The organism is Malaciobacter halophilus, from assembly GCF_002837275.1.
In the GTDB taxonomy this organism is placed as follows: domain Bacteria; phylum Campylobacterota; class Campylobacteria; order Campylobacterales; family Arcobacteraceae; genus Malaciobacter; species Malaciobacter halophilus.
Genome location: NZ_NXIF01000021.1, coordinates 19,471 through 40,936 on the forward strand (window position 1 = coordinate 19,471; position 21,466 = coordinate 40,936).

General features: G+C 26.1%; 18 protein-coding genes. 3 read left to right on the plus strand and 15 right to left on the minus strand.

Annotated features, from left to right (window positions below; translation table 11 throughout):
• Positions 1-12 precede the first annotated feature (12 nt).
• Positions 13-2,112, minus strand: a complete 2,100-nt coding sequence (locus tag CP960_RS05455; protein WP_101184407.1) for a TonB-dependent receptor — start codon at positions 2,110-2,112, stop codon at positions 13-15.
• A 115-nt stretch (positions 2,113-2,227) separates the two neighbouring features.
• On the opposite strand from CP960_RS05455, the gene CP960_RS05460 reads away from it, so the two are divergent.
• Positions 2,228-3,211, plus strand: coding sequence for a helix-turn-helix transcriptional regulator (locus CP960_RS05460; protein ID WP_101184408.1), 984 nt, complete (start codon positions 2,228-2,230; stop codon positions 3,209-3,211).
• Positions 3,212-3,346: 135 nt separating this feature from the next.
• On the opposite strand, the gene CP960_RS05465 is transcribed toward CP960_RS05460, so the two are convergent.
• Positions 3,347-5,314, minus strand: a complete 1,968-nt coding sequence (locus CP960_RS05465; protein ID WP_101184409.1) for a TonB-dependent receptor domain-containing protein — start codon at positions 5,312-5,314, stop codon at positions 3,347-3,349.
• 142 nt (positions 5,315-5,456) lie between these two features.
• On the opposite strand from CP960_RS05465, the gene CP960_RS05470 reads away from it, so the two are divergent.
• Together CP960_RS05470 and CP960_RS05475 are read left to right on the plus strand one after the other, a co-directional pair.
• Complete coding sequence (locus CP960_RS05470; RefSeq protein WP_162919053.1) at positions 5,457-6,179, plus strand: response regulator; 723 nt, start codon at positions 5,457-5,459, stop codon at positions 6,177-6,179.
• On the plus strand, positions 6,172-8,019 hold the full coding sequence (locus CP960_RS05475) for a histidine kinase dimerization/phosphoacceptor domain -containing protein (RefSeq protein WP_101184411.1): 1,848 nt from the start codon (positions 6,172-6,174) through the stop codon (positions 8,017-8,019). The genes CP960_RS05470 and CP960_RS05475 overlap by 8 nt, the downstream gene beginning before the upstream one ends.
• A gap of 40 nt (positions 8,020-8,059) precedes the next feature.
• Here the strand turns inward: CP960_RS05475 and CP960_RS05480 are convergent, their stop codons facing one another.
• The 13 genes from CP960_RS05480 to CP960_RS05540 form a co-directional block, all read right to left on the minus strand.
• The gene (locus CP960_RS05480) at positions 8,060-9,238 is read right to left on the minus strand and encodes a tetratricopeptide repeat protein (protein ID WP_101184412.1); all 1,179 of its coding nucleotides are present in this window, start codon (positions 9,236-9,238) and stop codon (positions 8,060-8,062) included.
• Positions 9,235-9,861, minus strand: coding sequence for an energy transducer TonB (locus tag CP960_RS05485; RefSeq protein WP_101184413.1), 627 nt, complete (start codon positions 9,859-9,861; stop codon positions 9,235-9,237). The genes CP960_RS05480 and CP960_RS05485 overlap by 4 nt, the downstream gene beginning before the upstream one ends.
• A gap of 1 nt (position 9,862) precedes the next feature.
• Entirely contained in the window at positions 9,863-10,267 is a 405-nt protein-coding gene (locus CP960_RS05490; RefSeq protein WP_101184414.1) for an ExbD/TolR family protein, read from the minus strand.
• Positions 10,267-10,785, minus strand: coding sequence for a MotA/TolQ/ExbB proton channel family protein (locus tag CP960_RS05495; protein WP_101184415.1), 519 nt, complete (start codon positions 10,783-10,785; stop codon positions 10,267-10,269). Before CP960_RS05495 ends, CP960_RS05490 begins: the two co-directional genes overlap by 1 nt.
• Positions 10,778-12,103 carry a MotA/TolQ/ExbB proton channel family protein gene (locus CP960_RS05500; protein ID WP_101184416.1) on the minus strand — a complete coding sequence of 442 codons (1,326 nt, stop codon included), beginning with the start codon at positions 12,101-12,103 and terminating at the stop codon, positions 10,778-10,780. Before CP960_RS05500 ends, CP960_RS05495 begins: the two co-directional genes overlap by 8 nt.
• Complete coding sequence (locus CP960_RS05505; RefSeq protein WP_101184417.1) at positions 12,103-12,849, minus strand: DUF3450 domain-containing protein; 747 nt, start codon at positions 12,847-12,849, stop codon at positions 12,103-12,105. The genes CP960_RS05500 and CP960_RS05505 overlap by 1 nt, the downstream gene beginning before the upstream one ends.
• 114 nt (positions 12,850-12,963) lie before the next feature.
• Positions 12,964-13,464, minus strand: a complete 501-nt coding sequence (locus CP960_RS05510; protein WP_101184418.1) for a hypothetical protein — start codon at positions 13,462-13,464, stop codon at positions 12,964-12,966.
• Positions 13,448-15,040 carry a PepSY-associated TM helix domain-containing protein gene (locus CP960_RS05515; protein ID WP_101184419.1) on the minus strand — a complete coding sequence of 531 codons (1,593 nt, stop codon included), beginning with the start codon at positions 15,038-15,040 and terminating at the stop codon, positions 13,448-13,450. The genes CP960_RS05510 and CP960_RS05515 overlap by 17 nt, the downstream gene beginning before the upstream one ends.
• A gap of 9 nt (positions 15,041-15,049) precedes the next feature.
• Positions 15,050-15,352, minus strand: a complete 303-nt coding sequence (locus tag CP960_RS05520; protein WP_101184420.1) for a hypothetical protein — start codon at positions 15,350-15,352, stop codon at positions 15,050-15,052.
• Between the two features lie 39 nt (positions 15,353-15,391).
• Complete coding sequence (locus CP960_RS05525; RefSeq protein WP_101184421.1) at positions 15,392-17,512, minus strand: TonB-dependent siderophore receptor; 2,121 nt, start codon at positions 17,510-17,512, stop codon at positions 15,392-15,394.
• A gap of 104 nt (positions 17,513-17,616) precedes the next feature.
• Complete coding sequence (locus CP960_RS05530; protein ID WP_101184422.1) at positions 17,617-18,585, minus strand: helix-turn-helix domain-containing protein; 969 nt, start codon at positions 18,583-18,585, stop codon at positions 17,617-17,619.
• Positions 18,586-18,722: 137 nt separating this feature from the next.
• A complete protein-coding gene (locus CP960_RS05535) occupies positions 18,723-20,798 on the minus strand; it encodes a TonB-dependent siderophore receptor (protein ID WP_101184423.1) in 2,076 nt (691 codons plus the stop codon).
• A 103-nt stretch (positions 20,799-20,901) separates the two neighbouring features.
• Positions 20,902-21,466: helix-turn-helix domain-containing protein (locus CP960_RS05540; RefSeq protein ID WP_133121138.1), on the minus strand; the 565-nt coding region annotated here is incomplete at its 5' end.

A 21,466-nucleotide genomic window follows, 5' to 3' on the forward strand; every position in this document is an offset into this window, starting at 1 on the left:
AATTCTCTTTTCTTAAAAACTATACCTTAATCCCACTCCTATTTTTCTTGGGTCTCCAAAAGTGATTCTTGACATTCCTCCTGCTGTATCAAATGCTGTTACATACTTTTCGTCAAAAATATTGTTTGCATAAGCATAAAAATCCCAATCTTTATATTTATAACCAAATTTAACATTTGTTGTTATGTAACTATCTTGTTTATCCATTTTATTTTTTGAATCATGGAAAAAATATGTTGGCCCTTGAAGATTTATATCTGCTCTTGAATAAAATCCACTAGGATTAAAATATCCTACACCAACTCTTGCTGTATATTCAGGAGTTAATTGAATCTTTTCATCATCATATTTTGCATCACCTGCATCATACTGTTTATATTTTGCATCTGTAAATCCAAAGGCACTTGTTAATTCCCAATTGCTATTTGGATAATGATTTATTTCTAGTTCAACACCTTGAGAATAGGCTTTTTTTGCATTATCTGTTAACCATATAGAAGTAGATAAAGATTTATAAACATGAATATCTTTTATATCCATTCTAAAAATTGATAAAGTTAAATCTGTTTTTTCAAATGAACCTTTTAATCCTATCTCATAGTTTGTAGATTTTTGTGCTTCAAATGAGTTTGCATCTTTGTCATTATTCATAGCAAAATAGTTAAATCCACCTGGCATATATCCTTTTGAAATTGATGTATATGTTGTCCAATCTTCATTTATTTTATAAGAAAGAGCAAGTTTTGGTAAAAAAGTATTCCAAGTTTTTTCATCATTAAAATGATTCATTGCTGGACCAGAAACACCAACTGGAAGCATATACATATCTAAATCTATATCTTTTTTTATTCTTTGGTATCTTCCACCTAAAGTTAATTCAAAATCTTCATAAAATGGTATAGTTACTTGTCCAAATAAAGCTTGAGTTTTGCTATTTGTTATTGATTGGGCATCTTGAACCATTTTTGTTCCCATCATATTAAATTGCATTCCATATGGACCATTATTAAGCTTTTCATCTTCAAAGTATAAACCAGCAACCCATCTAAAATCTTCACTATTTGTACTTGAAAGTCTAAACTCTTGTGTCCATGATTTTGTTTCACTTTTATTCATTTGATAAAGCTCTTTAAAAGCAGGATTATCAGAGTAATCTGCATCATACTCTCCATCAATATTAAACTTTTTATGTGTAGTAAGAGAGCTAAAATCAAAGTTATTAAAAGCATATTTTGCTTGAAAACTTTGTGCTTGAGTATCCAATATTTCAACAGTTGGTACATCAAAACTAAAATATTCAGCATCATCTCTATTTGCATCACTTACATCTATTTGGTCACTTTGTGAATAGCCATCTGACCAATGTCTTTTTTCATGTTCATCTGTAAGGTTTAATTTTAAACTTAATCTATCTGTAGGTTTATATAAAAAGTAAGTATTTACTTTTCTACTATTTTGTCTATTTGCATGGTCATTCATACCAGGATAAGTATTTTTTATCCAACCATCATCTTTTTGAAAATTTCCATTAAGTCCCCAAAATAGTCTGTCTTTTATAATAGGACCATTTATATAAAAATTAGCAAGATTGTAGTTGTTGCTTCCATACTCTAAATTTAATGAACCATTATAGTAGTTATTTGCTTCTTTTGTCACAATATTAATAACTGCTCCAATTGCATCTTTTCCATATAAAGTTCCTTGAGGACCTCTTAATACTTCTACTCTTTGTACATTTGCTAAAGCAGGGTTAAAATTATATCTATTTGCCATGGGAATACCATTGATATAAACTACAACAGGATTATTATTTGTAAACAAAGAGGTATTTAATCCTCTAAAATTTATATAAGTTCCAGAAGTAGAGTTTGCTGCGTACATTCCTGGTACTTGATTTATCACATCAATTACGGTTTTGATGCCTTTTTCTTGCAGTGTAGTTTCATCTAAAACTGTTATACTTTGAGGTACATCTTTTATATTCTCCTCAATTTTGTTTGCAGTTACAGTAATACTATCTAAATTAGTAGATTTCTTTTCATGCTCACTATGTGCATAAGCAACAGAAGTGCAAATTAAACTTGCTAGTATTAAACTAATGGGTTTATTCATTTTGTTTCCTTATATTATCTAAAGTATTTTTGAGATAATATTATAATGATAATCATAATTAATTATAATATATTTTTTATGAATTAAGGATTTATTTTTAAGTATGAGGGATTAAATGTCATATAGAATAAGTAGCATTGATTTTGAAGATTTTATATTAAGTAGTAATGAGTGTAATTGTTGGCAACATAATATTCCAAATAATTTAGGAGTTATAAAAAGTAATAAGCAAATTATTGAAGATAATATTTTCATGTTTAAAACAAGTGCATCAATAAACAAAAAATTAGAGGTTAAGTCTTTTTCAAAAGTTTCTGGACTTTGTATTGCTATTAATCTTGAAGATGATGTAATTTATACAGATAATAGTAATAATTCGAAACTTTTATTTAAAAAAGATGAGATTTTAATAAAATATGTAAATAGTTATGATGGTTCAATTATTTTTGATAATTTTACTAAAACAAAATCTCTTTGCCTTGTAATAAGAGACTCTTTTTTAGAAAAATACTTTTTTAATGGACTTAATAATGTAAAGGTATTAAAAAGAAATTTTCAAAATCATATCTCAACAAATATAAAAAAATCATTGGCAAGTTATAAAACAAAAATCTTGGCAAATGAACTATATAATTCACCTTTTGAAGGAGATTTAGATACTTTATATTTGCAAAGTAAAGCATATGAGATTATTTATAGTGAATTTAAAGATATATTTAATTTAAATAAAGAAAATATTTGTACTTGCAAAAAAGTAAAATTTAACTCTTTAGATATAGAATCTTTAAAAAAAGCAAAAGAGTTAATTTTATCTTCCCAAAAGGTTTATTCTATAAGTGATTTAAGTAAAGAGGTTGCTTTAAATGAATTTAAATTAAAATTAGGATTTAAAGAGCTTTTTAATACAACTCCAGGAAGTTTAGTACTACAAGCAAGAATGCAAAAAGCAAAAGAGTTATTAAGTACAGGTGATTACAATATTGCTGAGGTTTCAAGTATTGTAGGTTATAAGCATCAACAAAGTTTTACAGTAGCTTTTACAAAATATTTTAAAGTTAATCCAAAAGAGTTAATAAAAAATAGAACTTATTATTTTTAGGTAATATTTTGCTAGTATAATCACCATTAATAAAAATAAAATGTACTGTGCTTATACAGGCTGTAAAACCATGAACTAAGCCAATTATTGACTTAGTTTCATGTAAAAACTTTTTGTTTTTCAAACATAATTTTCCTAGAATTTATAAGAAAGAGTAACTTTAAAGTTTCTTCCTGGCTCATAATCTGTTGCATCACCAAATGCTTTTAAATCACCTTGAAAAGAAGAGTGAGAAGCATAAGCTTTATCAAATATATTATCAATTCCAGCAATTACTTTTAAACCTTTTATTGATTTTGGTGTATATTTAACAGCTAAATCATGTACATGATACCCCTCTTTTTCTATATCTTTTACATCGTTTTCATCTTTAACAAAGATTGATTGCCAAGAAAGTCCAACTTCAGGTGTAGCTTGATAGTTTAATCCAAGAGTAAATGTATCTCCTGTTTCTTGTTCAAGTGCTTCTCCTGTATAAAGTACTTCTGAATCCATTCTTGAGTATGTAAATAAAGCATTAAAGTCATTTAAGTTATATGCAAAGCTTGCTTCTATACCTTTTGTTTTTGTATCTCCTAAATTTACCATTTGGTATGTGTCATCAAAGCCAATATCATCATTGATTTTTGTAACATAATATTTAGTTAATATTCCAATATTATCTGCACCTAGTACATTATCTTTGATATATTTAAACCCAATTTCATTGTTATAACCTGTTTCTGATTTAATATTTGAGTTTTGTGTTGTAGCTCTTGTTCTATAACTTGCAAAAACTTCTTGCATAGGAGCACCTTTAAATAGTGTTGTATGACTTGCAAGTAATGATAAACTATCTGTAACTGCATATTCAGCAGCAAGAGAATAAGTTATCTCTTTTTCACTTACATCTGCAACAACTCCATTAAGTTTATATTTAGTAGCTCTAATTCCAGGAGTTAATATAAGGCCATTATTAAAATCAATTGCATCTTCAATAAATAGAGCAAAAGTTTTAGCTTCTTCATCATCTCCATAAGCATCTCCATCAGTAGTTACTTCACTTGTTTGTACATCATAAGAAAATCCATATGTAAAAGTATTAAGAATATCTTTATAGTTGATATTTGATTGAGCTTTTGTGCTAAAACCTTTATTTTCTACAATAGCATTAAAAATATCTCCTCTTTTATTAGAGTTTGATTCATGTCTTGTTAAATCCATTTCATTGAAATATAAAGAAGAGTTTATAAGTAGATTTTCTCCTTTATCAATTGTATGCTTTAATGTGTAAGTGTTTCTAATATATTCAGTTGGATGAATTAAATCTGCAGGAGCTCCTCTTGCAACATTAATTGCTTCATTTACTGCTGTGCTAAAATTTGGTCTTGGGTGATAATCACCTTCATCTTCTAGTCTATCATAAGAAAAAGATACTCTTTGCGTATCGTCTAAGTCAATACCATACTTTAATAAAAGGTTTTTAATAGTACCTTCTCTTCCTTTTTCTTTGGTTCCATCTCCTGTTTTCCAATTTTCATTTTCAATATGGTCATAATAAATAAAAAAATCAGAGTTATTTGTTATCTTTCCATATGTAGCAAGTGATGCTCCAACACTATCATTACTATTATATTTAGTAGAAACAATTGCTCCAACTTTCTCACCATTTTCTAAAAAGTCTTTTCCATCTTTTGTTTCAAACTCTATTGAACCTCCTAGTTCTCCATGAACTACAGAGTTTGCACCCACTTCAATATTTACTTTTTTTAGAATATCAGGATTAACTTTTAGAGTACTTTGATGGTGAAACATATCAACATTAGGCTGTTTTGCACCATCAATAGTAATATTGATATCTTCATCTTTTATTCCTCTAATGATAATTTTATTATTCATTGAGTGACTTCCTCCAACATCAACACCTGGTAATCCTCTTAATAAATCACTTAAGTGGTCAGCTTGCTTAGTTTCAATTGAATCTTTTCCTAAGTTTAAAGAAGAACTAACAATTTCAGTTTCCCAAACATCAACTGAATTTATCTTATTTGTATCTTTTGCATTTGCATTTAAAGAAAAAATTGCTAAAGAAGCAATTGAACTTAAAAGTATTTTTCTATTCATTATATTCCTTATCTCTTGTGTGTAGTTTTAAATTGAAAAATAAAAATTGAATTGTATTCACCTTTTACTTTTAACAAACTTTAAAATGATAGTGAGTATCATAACTAATATAAATCACATTCAAATCACAATTGGAGATTTAATGAACAAATTAATGGAATTTTTACAAAAAACTGTAGAAATATTAATAGTAGAAGATGAAATGGTATTAGCAATTGATATGGAAAGCTCATTGGAAGAGATGGGATATGAAATATCAGGAATAGAATCAACAGCACAAGATGCAATAAAACATGTAAATGAAAATAAGCCAGATATTGTAATTATGGATATTAACTTAAAAGGCTACAAAAGTGGATTAGAAGCTGCAAAAGAGATATGGCAAACTCATAAAATACCAATTATTTTTTTAACTTCTTATAGTGATGATTTAACAGTTAAAAAGTCTATGGAGAGTGAACCTTATGCATATTTAATAAAACCTTGTAGAGAAAAAGATATTGATATTGCTATTAAAACTGCACTTCATAAGCACAACTATTTTTTTAAAAATAAAAATCTAATGAGTGAGCAAATAGTTATTGATTTAGCCCAAAACTATAAGTATGATAGAACAAAAAGAGTTTTATCAAAGGGCTTAGATAGTATAAAATTAACAGGAAATGAATTAAAATTTTTTGATATTTTAAGTGAAAATCCAAAAGAGTCAGTTAGTTTTGAGCAAATAATTTCATATATTTATAGAGATGAATCACTATCTGATATGGGAAAATTAAGAACACTAGTATATAGATTAAGGGCAAAACTTAATGCTGAGGTTTTTGAAAATGTCTATGAGTTTGGTTATAGGCTAAAACTTGACTAGTTTTAATACTTTTTCAAAATTATCTTTTTCTTCAAAACTTTTTTTATCTCTTATTGTATTAGCTTTAGTTTTATTATCCATTCTTTTTTTGCTCATCATACCAAAAATGGAAAAAGAGCAGTATGAACATGAGATAAAACAAGTAGAGCAAACAATTGCTTTAAATACACAACAACTTCATTTAGCAGTTAAATATATTAGAAATGATGGTAAAAAAAATTATGAATTAGTTAGATTAAGGATTGAGTCAAAACTTGAAAAATTGTCTCGAAAATTAAAGAAATTATCATCTTTTGAACAAGAAATTGCATTAAAAGAGTACTCTAAAAAACTCTCTTGCCAAATAGCTTTAATAGATAATTCAAATAAATTATCAAAGCATCTAAATAATAAATTAAATAATGATGGGTATATTCAATATAAAAATTCAAATCATAAGGTAAATAGTTGGAAAAACTATATAAAAAAACATGAAAAGAATTTTTGTCCTTCAATTACTAGTCATATAGTTTATAGTATGGAGTTTGATAAAAATAGCAATTTACTACTTTCTTGTAATAGTGACTTGTTTTATGACCATGAAAATAATGAAGAAAAAAAGATTAAAAAGTATGTACAAAAGAGTTTTTCATATACTAATCATTTACATAAAGGGAATACTTTTTTAATGTGGTTAAATGTAAAAGATGCTACAAATAATCCTTTATATAATAAAAACGATAAACCAAAAAACAATAAGTATTGTATTAGTAAGTTATCTGATGTAAAGAGTATAAATACAGGTACATTAAGTGCAAAAGATATTTTAAGTGCTAGTAATGGCAAGCCTATTACTCATATTTTAAATGGCAAGAAAGCTTTAACATGGGTTAGAAGTATTAATAATGACCCTGTAAGAAGATTAGTATTTTTAACAACAGTTTATGAAGAAGATTTATATAAGGCAATTGATAAGGCCTTTTGGAAGCTTTTTCCTGCTGCAATTATGTCTTTTATCTTTGCAATATTAATTGGATATTTACTCTTTAGAAAGTTTTCAAAAAGCTTAGATACTTTAGTGAATACATCAAAACAAGTACAAAGTGGTAACTTAAAATTTAGGTCAAATATAAAAGGTGAAGATGCAATTGGGCAATTAGGACAAACTTTTGATTTGATGCTTGATTCTATGGAAAGCAATATTAAACTTCTTGATTTAAAAGTAGAAGAGAGAACACAAGAGTTAAAAAACTCTTTAGATGAAAAAAATACACTATTAAAAGAGATTCACCATAGGGTAAAAAATAATTTGGCATTTACTATAAGTTTAATAAAACTTCAAAAACGAAAAGTAAGTGATAAAAATACAAAAGAAGTTCTTACTGATATTCAAGAAAGAGTTTATATTATGGAATTAGTTCATAGAAAACTTTATGAAAGTAAAGATTTAAACAAAATTCCTTTTAAAAAATATATTCATGAACTTATTTGGGATATTAAAAATGCATATCATATTGAATATTTAGATATAAAGCTAAATATTGATGATATATTCTTAGATATTGAGCATGCATTACCTTGTGGTTTAATAATCAATGAGTGTTTAACTAATAGTTTAAAATATGCTTTTGAAGAAAAATCATCTCATAACTTTTTTGAAATAACTTTTAAAAAGCAAGATTTACAATATGTTCTTGAGATTGCTGACAATGGAAAAGGCTTACCAAAAGATTTTGATATTTATAAAAGCAAAAGTTTGGGACTAAGACTTATTGTTTCTATTTCACAAAAACAACTACTAGGAAATATAAGTTATAAAAATAGTGGTGGATTAAAATATATAATAAGCTTTGAGATTTAAGTGTTAAGCGCTATTTTAAAATATAATTGACAGCTAAGAGTTAACTTCTTAGCTGTTTTAAAATATTTCTAGCTTTTCTTTTGTGGTAAGGGTTGTTCACTATTTGTTGTAAAGTTTTGATACTTTGTGATTTATTATCTAGTTCATAATAGCACAAAGCTTTAAGTATCTTTTTTTCTCCATCAAGTTTACTATTTTTTTTAGTTCTCATACTATTTATAATTTTTATGCTTTTTTCATAGTTTTGTTTATTATAGTATAAATTTGCAAGTATCATTTGAAACTTTGCATTTTTTGCAAATTCTGAACTAGATAGTTTCTTAATAGCTAGGTTAATTTGTTTAGAATTAATATAGCTAGATACAATAATTTCAAATATCTTTTTATCTTCTTTTACCATTTTTTCATCAACTGCTTTTGTCAAAAGTTGTGCAGATTTTTTATATACTCCATTTTGTAAAAGAATATTTACAAAGTATAAAATATTATCTTTTTTTGTAAGAATATTGTTTTTATATGCTAACTCTAAAGTTGAAAGGGATTTTTTTAATTGATTCTCTTGCTGATAAAGAGAGGCTAATTGAACCCAATACTCTTCTTTTGTATTAAATAGTTTTACCATCTTTTTCATTACTTTTATAGCATTTTTATAATCTTTTAACTCTACATATGAAGAGTAGTATATTTTATACCAAGACTCTTTAATTTGATTGTGTTTATTATTTGAAAAGTAGTTTTGTGAAAACTTGATACTATTCTTATAATCTTTATTATAATAGTAAGCTAAAATAAGGTTTTCATAAATATCTGATTTTTTTATAAATTTGCTATTTAAAAGCTCTTTTGATAGATGTATACTTTCTTTATATTTCTCGTTTGAAAGATAGACTTTTGCAAGTGAAAGTTTTACTTGATGAATACTTTTTTCTTCAAATGCATTTAGTTTAACTATTTTTTCATATGCATCTTCTACTTTATCATATTTACTAGTGCTAATATAAATATTTGCAAGTGTTTGATAAATAAAAGATTTTTCATATGCATTTTTATCTTTTTTTAACAACTCTTCTAAGATTACCTTAGCTTTAGTAAGTTTATCTTTTTGTATAAACTCTTGAGCTTTTGTAAGTGTGTTGTATGTACTTTTTGACATACTATTTTTTGCGTACAATCCACTGCTTAAACAAAGTATCATTACAATTAGTAATTTTTTAATCATCTTGCCAACCTAAAATTAAATGTAATTGTTGCATTTTTAAAAGTTCCAGCAACATCATCTTTTGATGGTTTAAATCTCCATCTTTTCATAGCTTTTATTGCTGCTCTTTCAAATACACCTTCTGGGTTAGATTTCATAACTTTTACATCTGAAACAAATCCACTTGAATCTATTTTAAATGCAAGTTGTACAAACCCCTCTTGCCGTCTTATCTTAGCCCTTCTTGGGTATCTAGGATTTACTCTTGTTATTGCTGTTAACATATTTGCATCTATTAAATTTGAACCTAATTCAATTTGTGCTCCACTAAGAGAGTTAATTGAAGAAATATCTATATTTGGATTAACAGCTAAAGGTTTAATTTTTACATTTTTATCAAGTTGTTTATTTAAATTTGTTTTTAATTCAAGTTTTTTAGGTTCTACTTTTTTTACTGGTTCTTTTGGCTTTACTCTTTTCTTTTTTTCAATATGTGTATCTTTTTTGTCTCTTAAATAAGTTAATTCAATAGGTTCTGATTCTTTTTTTATCATGTCACTTTGTGTTGAAGTCATTTTTTGCATTAGTAAAAACATACCAACAGATATAAAAAAAGATAAACAAATTGCTATAAAAATTCTCATTTTAATTCTTTAATGTTGAGATTGAAATATTTGTAATGCCAGCAAGTCTTACTTGGTCCATAACTTTTACTAAAACACCTGTTCTTGCATCTTTATCTGATTGAACTACTACACTATTTTGTGAATTACTAGCTTTTAATCTTTCTATATTTGATCTAATTGCTCTTATATCAACCATTCTTTTGTCAATCCAAATTTCATCATTGTTTTTAATTGCAATTAAAATATTTGCTTGTGCTTTTTGCTGACTTGTTTTTGCACTTGGTCTATTTACTTCAACTCCAGCTTCTTTAACAAATGATGTTGTAACAATAAAAAATATAAGCATAATAAACACTACATCAAGCATAGGTGTTAGATTTATTTCTGTCTCTTCTTTATTTGCTTTGTGGGAAAATCTTCTCATTATAAAACCTTTGAAATCTCTAAATATAATTTATCTGTGTGATACTTGATTGAAAGCTCTAATTTCTTTTCAAATAGTATTCCACTTAGTGCAACTACCATCCCTGCCATTGTTGGGATTGTTGCCATTGAAACACCATTTGCCATAGATTTTACATTGCTTGTTCCATTTAATGCCATTACATCAAATACTTCAATCATACCTGTTACAGTTCCAAGAAGACCAACAAGTGGGCATACAATAATTAAAGTTTTTATAAAGCTAAGTCCTGTTTTTAGTTTTATATTTGAGTCTTCAATAATATATTTTTTAATCTCTTCTTTGAACCTTTGATTTATTTTTGAATCTTTTAATTCAGCTATTAAAGAGTTTTTATACTTTTTGTATTCAAAACTTATATAGATATATCTTTCAAGTAGTAATGCCCATAAAAATAGGGCAATACCAAATACTATGTAAAGTACAAAGCCTCCTCTTTCAAAAAAGCCAAATAGATTATCTATGTATATATCAATCATTTTGTTTCAAATTTTTTGCTAACATTCCTATACTTTGCTCTTCTAAAATAGATACAATTGCTTCAGATTTTGAAGAGATGTATGTATAAGCAAAAAGTAAAGGAATTGCTGTAACTAAACCTAAAACTGTTGTAATTAATGCTGTTGAAATACCTCCAGCCATTAGTTTTGGGTCACCTGTACCAAATAGAGTAATTGCTTGGAAAGTTGCAATCATACCTGTAACAGTTCCTAATAATCCAAGTAAAGGTGTAACTGCTGCAAGTAGTTTTACAAAACTTTGACCTTTTTTTATAGTATTTGTCTCTTTTAATATCTCTTCTCCAATTTTTATCTCTAAATCATTAATTGAATCATTTATATTTTTATAAAATACCTCTGCAATTTTTCCTAAAGAGTTAGAATTATCATAGTTTGAAATATCTTTTCTTTGTTTTTTTATTTTTGTATGAATAATATTTAAAATAATCATTTTATATATTGCAAAAATTAAACCAAGTGCACCTAATGTAAGAATAATATATCCTACAATTCCACCTTGGTTGATTCTATCCATTAGTGTTGGATTATTTCCAAGCATTGTAAAAAGTGTACCTTTTGTTGGGTCAACCAACACATTTTTTATCTCGTTTGTACTAGCTTCAAACTCTTTTGCACTATCTTGATATTTTGATGATGGTTGAACTGATAGTTCAATTAATGCATTCATATCTTTTGAGTAAGCTAGAAAATTACCATTTGAAAATGCTGAGAACTGACCAATTCTAGTAACTTCTTGAGTGTTTTTTTGTCCATTGTTTGCAATAACTGTGGCATTATAATTTGCAATATTTCCACTTTGAATAATCTCATCTAACATTGTGTGCCAAAATGTTGTAAGCTCATCAATTGTTGGAAGTTTTTTAGAGTTAGAAAATTTAGTAAAAACCTCTTTTTTTTGTGGAAATTGTGAAGCTGTAAAACTTCTGTTATAGTTTGTTAAAAAGTCAGCTGATGTTTGTCTTACACTTCCAAACATTTCCCCTAAATCACCAATTTTTATATTTAATTCTGACTCTTTTTTAGCCAAAATCTTTTCATTGTCTTCAATAATCTTTTTTAATCTTTGTGTTTCTAAATTCTCTTGTTTTAACTCTTTTTTTGTTTTAATTAAAAGTTCTTTTTGTCTATTTTTGTTATCTATAAAATCTTTTAATCTTTTTTGTTCTTCAATTATCTCTTTATTTGAAGAATCTTTTACATTTTGTAGTAAGCTATTTAAATCAAGTGCAAAACTTGCATTTACAATAAGTAGTGTTGTTAATATGTATTTAATCATTATATACCTTTACTTGTTAGAAATGGAAGATTTAAAAAGTCAACATTTTGATGTTTTTTAGCGATTTTTATACCTTTTCTAATGTTAGATTTTGCATCACTATTATCTATTTTTACCCATGATTTTGTCTTTTTATTCCAATATCCATACTCTTTTAAGTCTAAACTTTGATAATATAAAGCAGTTCTTCCTAATCTTAAGAAATTATAAGTTTTGTTATCAATTTTGTCTTGATATGTTTCAATATTATTTGAGTAGTCATACTCAATTTTAAATGCTTCTAATATAATTCTATATTTTTCAGCAGTTTTAATATCTGATTTATTAAGGCTTTGTTTTAATCTTTGAATTCTATTTGTTCTTTCTTCCAATAAAAATGGAGTATCCATTTGAACTAATTTTTCTAAACTATCAACCATTTTTAGCATAAGTGGAAAGATGTTTTTTTGAGTTTTTTCTATATCAACTAATTGTTGGTCAATATCTTTTAACTCTTTTTTTTGTGAATCAAGGATTTTTCTTAATTGATTGTTGTAGATTCTGCTATTTTTTAACTCAGCATTTGTGTATTTATATTCACTAAATAACTCTTGAGTTTTTTCATCTAAGTTGTCAATTCTATTTTGATAAGATTTAAGTTTAGTATTTGTATTTTCAATAATATTCATTGATTTATCAATTTCATCAGCAATAACTGAAGAAGTAAATAAAATTGAAATAAACAGAAGTTTTAATACCCAATTCATTTTTAACCTTTTTATTAATTTTGAGAATTATAATCAATAATGAATAAAATTTAACTTATTTAAATGAAATTCATGATAAGAAAAACTATATTCAAAAGAACAAATAAAGAATTTTTATTTGTTCTTTAGTTCTAAAAGTAGTTTATTAGTATTTTTAATACTAATAAAAATAGTTGCAAAAAGTAAGACAAATGCTATTATAATACTAATCGTAACAGCATTGCTAGTTGCAATTGTTGCATCTGTTCTACTTCTTTTTCTTGGTTTTTCTTTATTTTCTTTAGAAGTTTTAACCTCCTTAAATCCTTCAGGAGGAGCAATACCATCTTTAATAACAGTATGCCCTTCTCCTCCATCTAAAACTATTTGATAAGGAATTTTTGGAATATCAACAGTTAGTTCATTAGAAGCAGGAAGTCTTTTCTCATAAAGAATCTCTTTATTATGTAATGCTTCTAAAATCAATAAAGCACCAGCAGCACTTTGACCTGTATTAAATACTCCTTGAACTGTAATCGTTCCATCTTCATTATCCATTACACTTAAAACAAGTGAGTGTGAAAATAAAAATATAGGAGTAAGTAAAATAATTAAAAAACTAGATATTTTTTTCATTTTTAACCTTTTTATTTAAAATCCAAAATAGCTTAGCTTCGCTTCTATTTGAAGGAAGTTTTTTAGCAATATAAATTAACATTGCACCAAATAGTATAAGTGAAATATCCACAGCAAGTATATTTCTTAGATTAAAACTAATAAGTTCAAAAAAAGAGAACCCAGAATTAATTGAGTGAATAAATGCAGAAAGAATAAAAATTATTCCACCAGAGTATAAAAACTCTTTAGATGCTTCATAAGAATTAATTCTAAAAAAAGACCAAAAAAGAGTAAAAAGCCAGACATTATAAAAAATACCTTGTTGCCAAACTACTCTATTCTCTAAAGAGAAAGGAAGTAGCCATTGAAGTAAGAAAAGTGTAGCAGTTGCTGGTATTACACCAATCATACTTGCTAAGCTAAATTTGCCTAGCCAATGATAAAATGTGATTTTTTCATCAAACTTTTTAGCTTTTTTTTCCAAATATAACATCATTGCAAAACCAATTGCAATTGCACATAAAGCCATAATAACTGCAACTATAATTCTTGAAAATATATCTATACCAAATAAAAAATGTAAAAAGAATAGACTCTCAGCTACAAATACAGGCCACACTTTATCCATTACTTTTTGGTTTTTAATCAAATCTTCTGTTGTTGCACTTAAAGTAATTGTTGGTCGATTAAATATTCCTCCATTTAAAAATGGTTTAAAAGGGTTATATCCTACTATTTCTACTTGTGCTGATTTATCATTCCAGTTTTTTAATCTAATTTGTTTAAAAGTAAGTTCAGGATTGATTTTTGAAGCTTTTTTTAGTAACTGTTTTATTTCAAGCATTTTAGCTGTTTGGTTTATTTTTTTAATAGGTTTACTCTCTTCAAAAAGTACTTTTCCTACAACTTCATCAATTGCTTTTGCTTCCCCTTTTGAAACAATCTTTGACATAGGCCCTGAACTAATTAATCCTACATTCATAACAGCTCCACTTAAAGTAATAAGTAAAAATGGCAAAAATGCCCAAGTAAATACTTTTACATGTATTTTAGAAAAAACTGCTTGTTGATTTTTCCCTTTATTTGCAAATTTAAATAAGTATATTAAAATAAGTCCAGTAACAATTAAAAGTAAAGTTCCAACTGCTACAAAGCCAAAAGATAAACGACCTATTAATTTTAAGGGTTGTCCATAATGAAGCTCATTTAAAAACTCAGCAAGATGGGATTTTTGTTTTGTTTCATCTTCTAATTTTTGTTTTGTTATGGGATTAAAAGCGATTGGTTTTACAAAGGGGTTTGTAATTATTACAGCAGGGTCATTCATTCTTCCAGGAAGATTAACTAGTATATCATCTTTAGGAAAATTTTCATCTTCTAAAACTTTATTTATCATATAATTATAATCAATATTAAAAATATCAGTTGTTTGTATATGTCTTGATGGTTTTTCCCATGTTTTAATATAAGGAAGAAGTATCGCAAAAATACCAAAAAATATCGCAATATACATAATTATAGAAAAAATCACTCCAGCAGCAATATGAAGTCTAAAAAGTCTTTGTTTAAAAAGTTTTGATTTGTTCTCTTGCATATAAAATCCTTAATATAATATATAAAGTGCAATTGCACAAATTGTAGTTGGTATTATGAATCTAAGTAATGCAATAAGTTTTGTATAAGATAGTATAATCCATGTTGTAGCACAAGCCCATGCTAAAGTATTAAACATTATTGAAATTATTGTAGATTCTTCAATCTTAAGTGGGATAATAAAAGCAAGTAGTGTCATAAATAAATAAGAAAGAATTAACCCTCCAAATATACTTAAAACAACTCTAAACCAGCCTAATATCTTTCCATTTTTTTCAGGAGTATTTAGTTTTGTATATGTCTTTTTTATCATATATTACCTTTGTTGATTTCCCCAAAATTTGGGGAAATTTTAAAATGAATAACTTAATGCAAATATTGCAGTTCTTCTTTTACCATAAGCAGCAGTTGCAGTTCCTGCTGTTTGGATATAATCTTCATCTGTTAAGTTTTTTACACTAAAATTTGCTTTCCAATTGCCTTTTTTATATCCAAGCATCGCATTATAAATAATATTTGAATCTATTTTTATATTATTATTTGTATCTGCAAATCTATCTCCTATATATCTAGCTCCAGCTCCAACAAATATATTTTTTAGTCCTAAATCTGTTAAATCATAAGTAGTAAAAATATTTGCATTATGCTTTGGCACACCTGTTAATTGATTATTATTATAGTTTATATCTTCTGTTTTTGTATATCCATAAGAAGCAACTAATGCCCAGTTGTTTGTAATTTGACCCATTAAATCAATTTCAAAACCTTTACTTTTGATTTTTTTACTAGTTTTATAAAACATATTTGTTCTTGTAGCTGTTGGATCTTGTTGTGCAACATTCTCTTTTTGAATTTTAAAAAGTGATGTAGTTAAAGTAAAGTTATCATTAAATAGTTTCTGTCTTAATCCAATTTCATAACCTTTACCCTCTTCAGGGTCTAATAAATTACCATTTTTATCAACATAACTACTATTTTGAGGGTTGAAAGATTCAGAATAGTTTGTAAAAAATGTAGTTTGATGTGATAATTTATATACTAATCCAATTTGTGGTGTAGTTGCAGAATCTGTGTAACTATTTTTTGTATCTTTTAAGATATTTTCATTTTCCATTTTTACTTTTTGGTATCTAAAACCTAAGCTTAATATTAAATCCTCTGTTAAATTTATGTTATCTTGTATAAAACCTCCATAATTTTTTGTTTCATTTTTTGAATCAACATATTTAAAAGCATTTGGGTGATCTGACAGATGTGTTAATGCACCACCATAATTTACATTTTTAGGGTCTAAAATATAACTAATTGATGTATCATAATAACCAGAGTTTTCTGTTTTTGATTTTTTTGCATCAAAACCTAAACTAAGTCTATTTTTTAAATCACCTAAATAAAACTCTTTATTTATTGTATATTGAGCAAGATGTTCTGATGAATCAAAATCTTGTGTAGAAAAGTTTCTTGTTATAGTATTTGGGTTTCCTCTTGTTACGTATGGTGCATATACAGAATCATTTATTCTTTCTAAATCTATATATCTATATCTAAAAGTAGAGTTCCAAGTATCATAATTACTTTCAAAATCAAATCCAGCTAGTTTTTGTTTCTTTTCAAATTCGGCATCTGGATGTGTTGTTATTGTATCTCTATTTGTAAGAGGTTTTCCATTGTTTTTTACAAATGTACCAAAATCAGCAGGTGATTTATCATCTAAATATTCAGTTATAAAAGTAATAGTATTATTGTCATTTATATCATAAGCAATTGAAGGAGCTATGAATAATTTTTTAGTATCCACATTAAAATCTTTTGCATCTTCTTTATGAGTATATGTAGTAACTAATCTATATCTTAGTGAACCATCATTATTTAAAGAGCCTCCTAAATCAATTTTAGGTTTAAAAGAAGGGTCGTTTGATGTTACTTCAAACTCAACTTTTTTAATATTCTCTTTTGTTGGTTTCTTCTTTACAATATTTATTAATCCTCCTGGATTCGCTTCTCCATATTGTAAAGAGTCAGGACCTTTTAATATCTCAACTTTTTCAAAATTAAAAATTTCACTATTTGTAATTGCATTAGTGATATTAAAACCATCTCTTAAAGTAGGAGCGCCTGAAAATCCTCTTATTATATAATTATTATTTCTACCATGACTATCTCCTGCATATGCTACATTTGATGACATAGTAACTATATCTGTTAAACTTTGTGGTTGATAATCTGATATAAAATCTTCATTATAAACTTGAATTGATTTAGCTGAATCCTCAAGTTCTATACCTGACCTATTTATATCTATTTTTCCTGTTGTTTGGTATTGTGAAATTGTTTTTTCTATAATAGTAACACTATCTAATTCTTTTGTTTTTTCTTTGTTTGTTTGTTTACTATTTGCAAGTAGGGGAGAACTTGCTAGTAAAATAGTACAAAGAGATATTGACAGCTTTTTAGATAAACTAAAAGTTTTCATTTATGTGTACTCCTCAAATAATTTAGGGAATAATACATAAAATGATTATGATTATCAATATGTTAATATCATAAAAAGGAAAATATTAGCTACAAAAAGGAAATTTATAATCTATTTATTTTTTTTCTATATTCACTTGGACTTATTTTAAAGTGATTTAAAAATAGTTTACTAAAATGACCTATATGTTTGTATCCTACTTTCAAACATGCTTCTTTTACACTAAAATCTTTTTCTAACAACTCTTTTGCAACCTCTAATCTTCTTTTTTGAAGCATTTTATATATAGTTGTGCCATAGTACTGTTTAAAATCTTTCTTTAAATAACACTCGTTTGTTGCTGCTTTATTTGCGATATTTTTTATATTTAAAGGTTGTGCATATTGTGAAAGAATTATCTGCTTTGCTTTTTTTAGTGATTCTATTTTTTCCATATTAAAATCTTTATTATTTGTACATTTATTAATTATTTTATTTATAGTGTAGTGTGCTAAATTTAATGCCATTGATTCAAGATGAAGATTAGATAGAGTATTTTCATTGATTGTTTTATTCTCAAAGTAAGATAGCAACTCAAATTGATAAGAATCCATATATCCACCTTCAATAATAAAGCGATTAACTGCTTTAGTCTCTTGCATTATTTCACTTAATTTTTCTAATTTTTTTGCTAATTGTAAAAAAAGAAGCTCTTTTATTCCAATAGATACTGCTTTGTATTGTTTATTTTTCTTTAAGTGCATTTCTACTGAGAATTTATCTGAGGAAAGGCCAATAAAAAACGAATTCTTTTTTAATATAAACTCTTTATTATCTTTGAAAAAATATTTTATATTATTTGATAAATTAAAAATCAATACTGCTCCTGCAATATTTGAAGAAAGATGAAGTTTATAATCATCATTTAGTTTGTAATCATATGCAGAACTAGCTATTCCATTTCCAAAATCATGCCAAAGAAAAATCCCCTTTCCATAATCATGTTTTATATTTGTCAATAAAGTTTCTCTTGAAAAAGGATTATTGATTTTTTTACTAATTTCTATTAAATTATTATGATTTACTTTTTTCATTATTTGAAATATCCTTGAAATAAAATAGTTATAGTAGTAAAAAAAAATTAAAATATCTTTAATTAATGATAGTGATTATTATAATTGGATAATAAAAGAAAATAACTCTTAAGTAATATTAAGAGTTATTTTAACTTTTAAAATTTATAACTTATAGTTGCAAGAACGGCTCTTGGCTCTCCTATATATACTCGTGTATCACTTGTATTGCCTGAAGCTGAACCATCTACATACTCTTCATCTGTTAAGTTTTGAACACTAAGATTTGCTTTCCAATTGCCTTTTTTATATCCAAGTGTTGCATTATAAACAATAGTTGAATCTAGTTTTATGCTATTTGCATCATCTGCGTATTTACTTCCAATATATCTAGCTCCTGCACCCACATAAAAATTTGCTAAGTCAAAAGCTGATAGTTTATATTTTGTAAAAATATTAGCAGTATGTTTTGGAATATTTCTTAAGTTATTATTATCATTATTTTTATCTTTTGTTTTTGTATATCCGTATGAAGCAATCATAGACCAATTTTGTGTAATATCTCCTACTAAATCAATTTCAAACCCATGACTTTCTTGTTTTCCACTTGGAACTGACCATTCACTAAGAGATGGAGCATTTGGATCTGCTAATGCAATATTCTCTTTTTCTATTTTAAAAACAGCAGCTGTTAAATTTAATTTATCATTAAATAGTTTTTGTTTAATACCAAGTTCATAACCTTTTCCTGTTTCAGGCTCTAAAACATTTCCACTTTTATCTATGGCGCTATTTGGAGTAAATGATTCAGAGTAGCTTGTATATAAACTTGTTTTATTTGTAATATGGTAAACCAATCCAAAAGATGGAGTAATAGCATCACTTTTTTGTCCCTTTTGAGGTTTAGACTCACTATATCTTAATCCTGCATTAAATATTAGTTTATCCGTAAGGTTTATACTATCTTGTAAAAAAATCCCCCAAGATTTAACACTTGTTTTTGCTTGTGACATATCACGTGTAATATTATATGAATTTACAGGATTTATGTGCTGTTCATAAACAGGATTTGAAAGATTTATATTATAAGGATGCATTGCAATATTTGAACTTCCTTGTGAAGTTGATTTATTATAATCAGCTCCAATGCTAATATTATTTTTTATATTAAATATTTGAAACTCTTTATTAAAAGTATATTGTAAAGCATGCTCTTTAAATTCGCCTCTTTGATTTGCAGGGAATCTTGTCACTTCATTTGTGGCTTCATTATACATAAGAGGTAAATAAACATCTCCATAATCTCTTATATGTTTAATATATCTATATTTAAAATTAGAACTCCAAGTGTTGTATCTACTATCAAAATCAAAGCCAAGAATATTTTGAGTTCTTTCAAACTCTTCATTTGGATGAGAAGTAACATTTTTGATTGGTGCAACAAGTTTTCCTTTACTATTTACATTAGTTCCAAAATTTGTAGGAGATGTTTCTTTATTGTATTCACTAATAAAAGTAAAAGTATTATTATCATTTATATCATATGCTAAACTAGGAGCAATAAATATTTTATTTGTATTTGTATTACTATTTGTATATCCTTTGTCATATTTATAAGTAGAAATAAGCCTATAATATAGTGAGTTATTCTCATTTAAACTTCCAGTTAAATCAATTTTTGGTTTATATGAGGGATTGTCATTTATTTCAAACTCTAAATTTGCCATAGACTCTTTTAAAGGTTTTTTCTTAACTAAGTTTACAATTCCACCTGGACTTGATTGTCCATATTGCAATGAATCAGGCCCTTTTTGTACTTCAACTGAATCTAAAGCAAATACTTCTGGATTAGGAATTTTATTAGTAACTTTTAATCCATCAATTAAAATAGGAACTGATGAAAATCCTCTCATAGAAATATTAGTTGATTTTCCATCTGTATTACCAGTGTAAACTGTATTTGATGATAACTCTATAATATCATCAATATTTTGAAGATTGGCATCTTGAATAAAAGCTTCATTAAATACTTGAATAGATTTTGCAGTATCTTCTATATCAATACCTGTACGATTTAATTTAATTTTTTCTTCACTTTGATAACTTGAAATAGCATTTTCAATTATATTAACTTCATCTAATTTTGTACTCTCTTGTGCAAAAAGTAATTCACCTGTTAATAAAAAAGAAGAAAGACTTATGCATAAATTCCTTTTAAGAAATTTTTTATTCATATAATACTCCTAAAATTTTTATTTTTGGATATTATATAAAACAATACTAATTATCAATATCTAAAAAACACTATAAGGAAAAATATCTTGTATAATAAGGAAATCAATAATTATTAAGCTCTTTTCTATAATTATTTGGAGTAATTGAAAAATGATTGAAAAAGAGTTTACTAAAATAGCTAGTATTGTTATATCCTACTTTTAAAGCAACTTCTTTTACACTAAAGTTCTCTTTTAAAAGTTTTTTTGCAACATCAAGTCTTCTTTTTTGAATCATTTGTAAGATTGTCATTCCATAATATTGTTTAAAATCTTTTTTTAAATAACACTCATTTATTGCAGATTTATAAGCTATATTTTTAATAGACAATTTAGAGTTATAATCTTTCATAATTATCTCTTTTGCTCGCTCTAAAGAAGATATTCTATCTTTTTTTAAGCTTCTTGAAGATTTATCATTTAAAGATTTAGAAATTTTTTCAATAGTGTGGTGAAGTAAATTTGTGATTTTTGATTCTAAATATATACTTTTTAAACTATCCTCAAAATAGTTTTCATCTTTAAAATCATTGCATAATTCAGATTGTAGTGCATCAATTTGTAAATTTCCTAGAACATAATAATTTTGTTTAAATGCAAGTTCCATGTAATTTTTAATATTTTCAATC